This window comes from Streptomyces sp. NPDC057474 (genome assembly GCF_042802555.1).
GTDB lineage: Bacteria > Actinomycetota > Actinomycetes > Streptomycetales > Streptomycetaceae > Streptomyces.
The window spans coordinates 19,124-29,422 of the sequence record NZ_JBHVDX010000124.1; the positions used below are offsets into that span (position 1 = coordinate 19,124).

The window sequence follows — 10,299 nt, forward strand, 5'->3', positions numbered from 1 at the left end:
CACGGCGGCGTCCACCGGCGTGCCGGTGCGCAACTCGGCCTGGACGTCGGCAAGGGCAATCGAAGCTCCGCGGGCTCTTCGCGAAGTCGTAGGCCAACCACGCAAGGGTGCTCATGCTCGACCAGCCACCTCGATCGGCGCCTGCCGCCGGCGATAGCGAAAGACGCGTTGACGTGTTCATCATCGCGTGGTGACCGCTGCGCACACTTTCCTCACCGGACAACGCCTGGCCATAAACGCTGCGCACAGGTCTCAGAGGTTGTGCGGCAATGCCTACCTGTGAGTGTCCGGCAGGGGATATTCGAACCACACGACTTTGCCGCCGCTGAGCCGAGTGCTGCCCCACCGTTTGGCGATCGTGTTGACCAGGTGCAGACCGTACTCGTTCGTGTCCGCGGTCCATGGCTGCTGGAGCCTCGGCAGCGCGGGCATGTCGTCGGTAACCTCGCAGCGCAGCACGTCGGTGCGCAGCAGCCTGAGGGTGACCGGCCGCGTCGCATGGCGCACAGCGTTGGTCACGAGTTCATTCATCAGGAGCACGACGGGATCGTCGATCGACTCCAAGCCCCAGCGGGACAGCGCCTTTCGGACCAGGCGCCGGGCGCGGCCGGGAGTCTCCCCCTCCGGCTCGAGGAACCAGTACGCCACGTCGCCCGGCGCGATTCCTTCGAAGCGAGCGGCGAGCAGCGCGATGTCGTCGTCCCGGTCGCCCGGCCCGAGCATGTCGAGCACCTCGTCGCACAGCGCCTCCAGCGGCGGCGGATGGTCCGGACCGGTCAACCGCGCGGTCGCCTCGAGCTTCACGCGCAACCGCTCTATGCCGGTCCACACCTCCTGCAGGCGCGACTCGACCAGTCCGTCGGTGTACAGCAACAGCGTGGCCCCGGCGGGCGCGTCCAGCTCGACCACCTCGAAGTCGACGCCACCCACGCCGATCGGCGCCCCCGGCAGTACCCTCAGCACCTCGGCCCGACCGCCCAGATGCAGCAGGACCGGCGGCGGATGACCGGCGTTGGCGATGGTGATCCGGTGCGAGACCGGGTCATAGACCGCGTACAGACAGGTCGCCATGCGGTCGGTACCCAGGCGCTGAGCCTGCTCGTCGAGGTGGTGCAGCACCTCTTGCGGTGGCAGGTCGAGCCCGGCCAGGGTCTGCGCGGTGGTACGCAGCTGGCCCATGATCGCAGCCGAGGTCATGGAGTGCCCCATCACGTCACCCACGACCAGCGCGACCCGGCTGCCCGGCAGCGGGATCGCGTCGTACCAGTCACCGCCGACCTGGGCCACCTCGGCGGCCGGCAGATACCGGTGCGCAAGCCGTACGCCGGGACAGCGGGGCAGCGCCTCCGGCAGCATCGTGCGTTGCAGCTCATCGGCGATGTACGCCTCCCGGCCGTACAGCACCGCTTTGTCGATGCCGAGCGCGCTGTGTGTGGCCAGCTGGGCCGCGAACAACAGATCATCGTCCCGGAAGGGCACCTGGTCCCTGCCTCGCAGGAAGACGGCGAGGCCGATCACCCGGCGGCGGCCGCGTAGTGGTGCGAGGATGGCCCGTCTCCCACCCTCCGCGGTATGCCCGTCGCCAAAAAGTTCGTGCAGCGCATCCGCAGACTCGGGAGAATTCACGAAGACGGGCCGCACCATGCGCAGCACCTCGGCGAGCGCCCCTCCAGGCGTCACCTCGCACATCTCGGCAACCTCTCCGAAGCCGAGATCCGAAAGGAAGGGTGGTGCCAGGAAGTCCTCGATGTCGTAGTCCTGCCCGCCTCCGTCCGCGCGCCATCGCCGCAACACGACAGGGCCGACGGGACGCTCGTCACCGACCGGCAGGGGGTCGCGCAGGTAGAGGACGAGGCTGTCGGCAAAGGCCGGGACAGCGGTGTCGCACAGGGCACGGCTGATCTCGTCCACGTCGAGTTCTCCGGCGATCCGGGCCGTCGCCAAGGCGACGGCCGACGCCATACCGTCCGGTTCCTGTTCGCCGTGCTCGGCGTGCTCGGCGTCGAGTGCTCGCAGCACGTCACGGGCAGCCTGACCGAACGGCCTCACTTCTGCGGGGAGACGGTGCAGGGCATCGGGATCGTGCAGAACCGCGGCCACACTCACTGTGCCGTGTGCGCGGGCGCTCACATACCTCTCCAGCGTCCCGCCCAGTCGCCATGCCTCGTGTTGGGGCAGGAGTCGCTTCAGCTCCTCTTCCGCGCCGTTGCGGAAGGTCACCACGAACGTGCCGTCGTCCTGCGGATGAAGCGACACAATGTCACTCGTGATCAGCTCGGCTACGTCGGCGACCGTGGCCTCGGGCACGAACTCCTGCCTGATCAGCTGGAGCACGGGCAGACCGATTCGCCCGACCACTGCGCACAGAACAGCAAGTTTGGCCGCCTCTGGCGAAGCTGTACCCACGAACGCCTGGACCGGGTCGGTCCGCGAGACGCGAACGTGACCGGCGTGGCTGCGCTGGACACGCCCCGTCGGAGGAATGAGCACCGCGTCACAGCCTCCTGGATCGCCGCGCATCTGCGCGCGTGCCCAGCGGCCGAACGAGTGCGGGCTCAACGACAGGACGGGAACAGGGAGCCACGGCGCCATGTCGTTTCCTGGACTCTCCAGAAGCAGCGGCATGTCAAAGCGGAGCGTGGTGCTGCCGTTGCCCGGTACGGCCTGCGCGGCAGTGACGCCCGGGAGGTCCAGCGCGCTGCGCCGCCAGAGCTTCGGGGGCAGCGGATCGAGCAGCGCCACCGGGGTGGACTGCGCCCAGGCGCGCAGCCGGCTCCAGATCTCCGAGCGGTACCAGCCGCGGGACGAGCAGTCCGAGACGACGAGGACCAGACGCCTGCCCTGGGGTGAGAGCACATGGTCGGGGCCGGCCACCGCCCCCTGATGGTCGTGGAGAAGGGGCTGCGAGTCCTCGAACGTCAGCCCCCAGGTGCGCAGCAGACGGAAGGCTCCCAGTTGGTTCAGCACACGCTCCAGCTCGGCGATCGTTTCCTTCCACACGTGCATGGTCAGCGACCGGTCGACGATCAACAGCAGGTCGAACCAACGCTCCGGAGCCGCGCGGAACGCTGGGATAAGTTCACCACTGCGCGCGTAACCGTCGACCGTCCGTTCTATGTCGAGCTCTGTGTGCAGACCAGCTACCCATGGCCGCTTGTAGGCCCGCAAGGCACGTGCCAGCTCCAGGGCCTTGGGCAGGGCACGCCCCCTCGTGACGGCAACCAACTGACCCGACACGCTGCTGGGACTGTCGGACAGTTGCTGGTGCATCGCCAAGCCAGGCCGGGGCGAGCCCGCCGCTGTCCGGCCGCTGCGCGGTCGATGCCCATGTCCACCACCGGCTCCAGGCGGCTCTGGTCCGGCTTCTGCGGTGGCCGCCGACCACCCGGTAGGTTCCCCGCGCGTGGCGGCCAGCCAGATGGCTTCGGCCAACGCCGTGGCGTCCAGGTCCAGTTCGCCGTCCGCACGGAGACGGTGCAGCACGCGCGACAGGTGGTCAGGCACGTGACAGCTCTCGCATCAGCAGTTCGACGACGTATTGCCGTCTACTGCTGTCCGGAACCGTTGTTCCGCACATTACGTGGACGGCGTTGAGCAGTTGATCGATAGCCAGGCTGTCGCCGCCGTCCAGTCGGGCGACGAACTCCTCGACGAGGTCCTTGACCGGCCCTTCGTCCTCGATGTCGATCTGCAGATGAGCCATGATCATCTGGCGGAGCAGGGGAGCTGTCGGTGCCGGCATGGTGTATCGGATGCACCGGCGCAGAAAGGCTGCCGGGAAGTCACGCTCGCCGTTGCTCGTCATCACGATGAAGGGAAACTGTGTGCAGCTCACACGTCCCCTCTCGATGTCGTGGTGCTCGTCGCCACCCCACTGCCGTACGGAAACGACGTCGTCCTGGTATCGAGCGAGTTCGGGGATCTCGTATTCGCCCCGCTCCAGCACGTCGAGCAGATCGCTGGGGAGATCGAGGTCGCTCTTGTCCACCTCGTCGATCAACAGCGCGCGAGGCTGGTCCGACGGCAGCAGAGCTGTGCCGAGCGGTCCCAGCTGCATGAAAGGCGCGATGTCATCGACGCCGCCGGACTGGCCGAGGCGCTGCGCGTGGATGCGTCCCAGGGCGTCGTACCGGTACAGCGCGTCGGTCAGGGAGCTGCGGGACGTGATGTGCCAGCGCAGCACGGCGCCGAGTTTCAGCTCATCGGCCACCTGCTCGATGACGGTGGACTTCCCCGATCCGGCCGGGCCCGTCACGAGCAGCGGCCGCCGCAGATGCAGCGCCGCGTTCACGGAGTCCACGAGTCCCGCGGGCGGTTGGAACTCCTTCGCCATCGCACGGCGCGGGAACGTCCGCCATGGCGGAGGGGGCGCGAGTTCGACGTCGCGCGGGACGCCGTCCCCGGTGTAGTACGGACTCCAGTTCATGAAACGCTCCCGTGTACGGCGTCGTGGCTGTCGAACCAACTGCAGAAGTCGAGCCATTCGAGGTCGTGCCAAACGGATCTGAGATCGGCGAGCCGATCGGAAGGGGCGGCCGAACCGCCCTGCCATCGCCGCCGGTACGCCTCGGCCAGTTCCGTCGGCAGACGCTCCCAGAACACATCCAGGAGCGCCCGTTCAGTCGGTGAGAAGTTGTGGTTCGTGTCGGGCCACAGCACGACCGGCACGTACGCCAGCAGCAACTCCATGAGCTGCTTGAGATGGGCCGGGCGATGCGTGAACGCCACCGCCCGCGTGTACCTGCCGGCCTTCAACCGGTCTCCGAGGTCCTGCGCTTGGCCCGCGTCCTGATCGGCCAGCCAGTCGACTGGGGCCTTGGCGGCGCAGGTGCTCATCCGTTCGAGGCCCGCCCGGGCGTGATCGTTGATCCACCACAGATGGGCAGGTGGGTTCAGACGCAGGCTCCAGCGCACCACCACGTCGTGGTTTACGCCCAGACGCACACCGAAGTCGGTCTCCTCGGGCTTCCAGCGCAGGAGCACCGAGGTGGGAACGGCGACGTCTACGTGTCTCAGTGGCGCGCGGCGCAGCCGAGCGTGCTTGCGCGCCCAGGCGATGGCTTCCCCGAGCTTCGCCTCGACGGCCGCCTGCGTGGGCGCGCAGGCGACCTCCGCTCGCTCGCACACCTTGCCGCCGTCCAGCAGCCACAGTCCCAGTGACTCGGGCCAGTCGTCCGCCACCGTGGCGTGCAGGCTGACGATGAGCCGCAGCCGTCGCGCGGCCTCGCCGCGGGACAGCTCCTCCTGGGCGTCGTTGAGCTCGATCCGGGCCCCGCAGGCATCTGCCCACGCCGTGACTTCGGCAGCGGAGAAGTCCAGCCCCGCGTCGGCGCCGAGTGCCGTAACGAAGCCGGTGAGGAGCGCCGTCCGGCTGTCGCCGACCCGCGGTGCGCGCAGGACGAGCAGTTCAAGGAGGTCTGTGAGCAGCATGGCGCCCGTGGTGTCCGGCACTAGCGCATACACATCGGCGGGCAGCGCCGGCAGCGCCTTGCGCAGCCGCTGGGTGGTCAGCCTTCCGCCCATCCAGGAGGTGAGGAAGGACTGGGTGGCGAGACAGGTGCGCAGGCCGTCCACGACGTGGACCGCCCGATGGACGAGGGCCGCCGGACCGATTCCCGTGCCGGTCTCCTTGATCCGTTGGATCTCGTGCCGCACCCGGTCCAACTCGTACAGCGTCCAGGGGTCCGGCCAGGCGACAGCGTGGCCGACCGCTTCCAGCGCCGATCGGAAGTCCTCGGCACCGAGCCTGCCAGGGCCGGGGCGATCGGCGCCGGCGTGCCGGGGATTGTGCGACAGCCACAACCCCTGCATCGCGAAGTGATCACCGTCGTGCTCCAGGCTGACGATGTCCTGGCCGACGACGACCTGCCGCAATGCCTCCTTGAGCGCCGATACTCCCGCGTGTGCCCCGGCACCTGGGAGGCCCTGTCTCAGAAGCTCGGCGAGCCGTCGGCTGAACACGAGGTCGTAGGCTTCCTGGTCGGCCCCGGACGCCATGAGCAGGGACACCCGGGTGCGTCCACCCCGTACGCCTCCCACGAGGGCCTTGACGTCGGGCACAGCCCCCGCAGCATGGCAGGTGTCGACCAGACCGATGACGCCGTTGACTCCCGGCTGCTCCGCCGCCTGGACGACGAGGTGGCCGACGTTCACCGCGGTGCTGAGTACGTCTGGCTTCGCGTCCGCCCCCATCATGTACAGCTCTGAGCGTCCGGGCGGCGCCATCCCATGGCCGAGGAAGGCCAGAACCAATGTGGCGCCGGCATCTCCGGCTCGCCGGGCGGCGGCGCGCACCGCGGCCTCGATCCGGGCTTGCGTGACGTTCGTGCCGTACAGCAGGGCGACTCCGCCGGCCAGTGCTGGGGAACAGTGGCCCAGATCTTCCTGCTGGAGTACCTCGCCCAAGGCGCGTGCGGCGCCCTCCAGCTCGTCCAAGCAGCCCATCGCGGTGTTCTGGGGCGCCACGACGAGAAGCAGCCGCGGGGCGGTCATGCAGATGCCCTCTCCCCGGCGAGCCTGATGGCCTCCACTACCGGACCGGCCACGCTTGCCTGCGCCAGGTACTTGGTGGCTGTGTGGACCCATATACCGTCGGAGTCCACCCGGTCGCTCACCGGAAGGCAGCCACCGGTGTTGGGCAGCACATCGCGCTCCAGCCACGGACGCGGGGCGATGATGTCGTCACGGTCCCAGAAGTTGCGCCAGCGCTCCACGCACTCCGGAGCGGCAGGCGGCTGGGGCCGCAGCCGAGGGTGTACCACGGTGCGCATGCCGATCGGGGATCCCAAGGTCACGAGCAGCGGTATGGGACCACGATGGTGGTGCAAGGCCTCCAGGGTGACGACGCTGCCGAGGGAGTGCGCGATGACGACGGTCGGCCGGTCGTCGTCCAGGAAGCCGAGGACTCGGCTGCGGACACGCTCGTCGAGAGTGCGTCCGTCGCCGTCCGGCTCGGCCCTGGCCAGATAACGGGTCACTTGGGATAGGTGCCCTGCCATGAGCCGACCGCTCGCCCACTGACCGCCCCGTCGCACTCCAGGCAGGGCCAACAACGTCGTGCAAACATTCACCAGCCGCCGTACGAGGTCTCCGCTGCCCTGAGCCTGCTGTGTCGCCGTCAACTCCGCCCGAGCGTGCTGCAGGACGCGTCGCTCACCGTCGTCAGCGCACATCGTCAGCAGCGTGTCGACCAAGTACTCCAGCAGATGCCGAAGCTCCTCGTCCTCGGCTGCCTCCACGAGCGGTGCCGTGCCGCCCTGGGCCTGCGGGAGTACGAACAGGTCCCCGTAGTAGACGAAGGAAGTATCGACCAGGCCGTTTTGTGTCAGGGCCGATGCCTCCCGTGAGTGCCCCGCCTTGCGGGCTCCGACGGCCAGAGCGGCGAGCCATGAGTCACGATCCGCCTCTGGGTCCCGCACACCGCCGATCCCATGGATGAACACCAACGCCGGTCTCACGCCCCAGTCCCCTCCCCCGACTACATCCCACCGCACGTGCGCACCAGACCAACAGCGCGACGTGCGAAGGCAGTCGACGCGTTCCGCGTGCCTGGAGGAAGGTCGAGGTTAGCAAGCGGAGCGCCGGCGCGGGCGAAGCCCGCGTCGGCTGGAACCACTCACAAGAGCCCGGAGGGACATGCAGACGTCTCGGTCCACCCCCGCCGACGCGAGGGTGTCACGGCGAGGACGCCGGAGTGGGCGGGGTGGTGACGGACGCCACCTGGCACCATTTTCAGCAACATCAACCTCGTCGGCGTGCAGAGAGATCCGGTCAACGAACCGGAGAAGCGGTCCGGATTCCTCCCGTCCGCTCACTGGTGCGCCAAGGCGGCCGCGCACGCACTGCCCTCTCATTCCGACCCGTCACGAGGCGCATCTGGCAGAGCAGCCCAACACCCATGAAAGCGCACGAGCGTGTGCGCGCGTGACCTTCGCTGCCGCAAGGTCGATACTTCCAACAGGTGCGATCCCACCGACCCGCGTCCAGCCACTCCAGAGACCTGACGGGCCGTCACCAGAGTCGGCATCAGTACCGCCAGAGCCCATCCACGACCGCCATGAACCACCATGAACCACCATGAACCACCGAGATCGACAACTGATCAAACCCATGCTGACCTACTAAAACGCAGGTCAGAGGTTCGTCTGATAATTTCACCAGGAGGTACCCATGAGAATGCTCATCAACGTCGCCGAGAGCGTTGTCGCGGACGCGTTGCGGGGTATGGCGGCTGCTCATCCCGAGTTGACCGTGGACGTGGAGAACCGGGTGGTGGTGCGGCGGGACGCGCCGGTGGCCGGGAAGGTGGGGCTGGTTTCCGGGGGTGGCTCGGGGCACGAGCCGTTGCATGGTGGGTTCGTGGGGCCCGGGATGCTGTCGGCGGCCTGTCCCGGTGAGGTGTTCACCTCACCCGTGCCGGACCAGATGGTGCGGGCCGCGGCTGCCGTCGACAGTGGGGCCGGGGTGCTGTTCATCGTGAAGAACTACACCGGTGACGTGCTGAACTTCGACATGGCGGCCGAACTCGCCGAGGACGAGGGCATCCGGATCGCCAAGGTGCTCGTCAACGACGACGTGGCCGTCACCGACAGCCTCTACACCGCCGGGCGGCGCGGCACGGGCGCCACCCTGTTCGTGGAGAAGATCGCGGGGGCCGCCGCCGAGGAGGGGCAGCCGCTGGAGCGGGTGGAGGCCCTGGCCCGGCAGGTCAACGAGAACTCCCGCAGTTTCGGGGTGGCCCTCAGCGCCTGCTCCACTCCGGCCAAGGGCAGCCCCACTTTCGATCTCCCCGCCGGAGAGCTGGAGTTGGGCGTCGGCATCCACGGAGAACCGGGGCGTGAGCGGCGCGCGATGATGACCTCGCGTGAGATCGCCGACTTCTCGGTGAACGCCATCCTGGACGACATGAGCCCGCGCAACCCGGTGCTGCTGCTCGTCAACGGCATGGGCGCCACACCCCTGCTGGAGCTGTACGGCTTCAACGCGGAGGTGCAGCGCGTGCTCACCGAACGCGGGGTCGCCGTGGCCCGCACCCTCGTCGGCAACTACGTCACCTCGCTCGACATGGCCGGCGCGTCGGTGACGCTGTGTCAGGTCGACGAGGAGTTGCTGCGGCTGTACGACGCGCCGGTGCGGACGCCGGGGCTGCGCTGGGGTGTGTGAGGGAGCCGACGGCCGCCGCGCCTGACCGGGTCTCGCGGCCCCGTCCCTCACCGTCAGTCAATTCACGTACCACGCAAGGAGGTTCCGTGCTCGACGCCGACTTCTTCCGCCGTTGGATGACGGCTACCGCGGCCTCGGTGGAGCGCGAGGCCGAGCGGCTCACGGCGCTCGACTCGCCGATCGGGGACGCCGACCACGGCAGCAATCTGCGCCGCGGGTTCGCCGCCGTGGCCGCCGTGCTGGAGAAGGAGGCGCCGGACACGCCCGGCGCCGTCCTCGTGCTCGCCGGACGGCAGCTGATCTCGACCGTCGGCGGCGCGTCCGGCCCGCTGTACGGCACCCTGCTGCGCCGCACCGGAAAGGCGCTCGGTGAGGCGGCCGAGGTGAGCGAGGATCGGTTGACGGAGGCGCTGCGCGCCGGGGTCGACGCGGTGATGGCGCTGGGCGGAGCCGCGCCCGGCGACAAGACCATGATCGATTCGCTGGTCCCGGCGGTCGACGCGCTCGCCGAGTCGTTCGCCGCCGCGCGGGCCGCGGCCGAGGAGGGCGCCCTGGCGACCACACCGTTGCAGGCCCGCAAGGGCCGGGCCAGCTACCTCGGCGAGCGGAGCATCGGGCACCAGGACCCCGGGGCCACGTCCGCCGCGCTGCTGATCGCGGCCCTCGCCACCGCCGCCGGGAGCCCGGAGGCCGCCGGTGTCTGACGAGAAACTGGTCGGCATCGTGCTGGTGTCGCACAGCGCCTCCGTCGCCGCCTCGGTCGCCGAGCTGGCGAAGGGGCTCGCCGGTGCGGGGGGCTCCGTTCCCGTCGCCCCGGCCGGCGGCACCGAGGACGGCGGCCTGGGCACCAGTGCCGAGCTGATCTCGGCGGCGGCCGCCTCCGTCGACCGGGGAGCCGGGGTCGCGGTCCTCACCGATCTCGGCAGCGCGGTCCTCACCGTGAAGGCACTCCTCGCCGAGGGCGACGAACTCCCCGCGGACACCCGTCTGGTCGACGCCCCGTTCGTCGAGGGCGCCGTCGCCGCGGTCGTCACGGCCTCGACGGGCGCGGACCTCGCGGCGGTGGCGGCCGCGGCTTCGGAGGCGTACGCGTATCGGAAGGAGTGATCCTCCGAGGAACCCGACACGGCTTCGGGG

General features: G+C 69.2%; 6 protein-coding genes and 2 pseudogenes. 3 read left to right on the forward strand and 5 right to left on the reverse strand.

Features of this window, described 5'->3' with window-relative positions:
• Nucleotides 1-273 precede the first annotated feature (273 nt).
• From ACFU53_RS29060 to ACFU53_RS29080, 5 genes and pseudogenes are all read right to left on the reverse strand, one after another.
• Nucleotides 274-1,950: pseudogene (locus ACFU53_RS29060) on the reverse strand (SpoIIE family protein phosphatase); the annotation flags it as partial.
• Between the two features lie 225 nt (nucleotides 1,951-2,175).
• Nucleotides 2,176-3,504: pseudogene (locus tag ACFU53_RS29065) on the reverse strand (SAV_2336 N-terminal domain-related protein); the annotation flags it as partial.
• Nucleotides 3,497-4,426 carry an AAA family ATPase gene (locus ACFU53_RS29070; RefSeq protein ID WP_383998599.1) on the reverse strand — a complete coding sequence of 310 codons (930 nt, stop codon included), beginning with the start codon at nucleotides 4,424-4,426 and terminating at the stop codon, nucleotides 3,497-3,499. The pseudogene ACFU53_RS29065 and the gene ACFU53_RS29070, both read right to left, overlap by 8 nt.
• Nucleotides 4,423-6,492 (reverse strand): hypothetical protein, encoded by a 2,070-nt coding sequence (locus ACFU53_RS29075; protein ID WP_383998602.1) that lies wholly within the window; start codon nucleotides 6,490-6,492, stop codon nucleotides 4,423-4,425. Before ACFU53_RS29075 ends, ACFU53_RS29070 begins: the two co-directional genes overlap by 4 nt.
• Nucleotides 6,489-7,457 (reverse strand): alpha/beta hydrolase, encoded by a 969-nt coding sequence (locus ACFU53_RS29080; RefSeq protein WP_383998605.1) that lies wholly within the window; start codon nucleotides 7,455-7,457, stop codon nucleotides 6,489-6,491. The genes ACFU53_RS29075 and ACFU53_RS29080 overlap by 4 nt, the downstream gene beginning before the upstream one ends.
• 712 nt (nucleotides 7,458-8,169) lie before the next feature.
• Between ACFU53_RS29080 and dhaK the strand changes: the two genes are divergently transcribed.
• The 3 genes from dhaK (at nucleotide 8,170) to dhaM (ending at nucleotide 10,269) form a co-directional block, all read left to right on the forward strand.
• Complete coding sequence (gene dhaK / locus ACFU53_RS29085) at nucleotides 8,170-9,162, forward strand: dihydroxyacetone kinase subunit DhaK (protein WP_383998608.1); 993 nt, start codon at nucleotides 8,170-8,172, stop codon at nucleotides 9,160-9,162.
• An 86-nt stretch (nucleotides 9,163-9,248) separates the two neighbouring features.
• Nucleotides 9,249-9,866, forward strand: a complete 618-nt coding sequence (dhaL, locus tag ACFU53_RS29090) for a dihydroxyacetone kinase subunit DhaL (protein WP_383998611.1) — start codon at nucleotides 9,249-9,251, stop codon at nucleotides 9,864-9,866.
• Nucleotides 9,859-10,269 (forward strand): dihydroxyacetone kinase phosphoryl donor subunit DhaM, encoded by a 411-nt coding sequence (gene dhaM, locus ACFU53_RS29095; RefSeq protein ID WP_383998614.1) that lies wholly within the window; start codon nucleotides 9,859-9,861, stop codon nucleotides 10,267-10,269. Before dhaL ends, dhaM begins: the two co-directional genes overlap by 8 nt.
• Nucleotides 10,270-10,299: the final 30 nt, after the last annotated feature.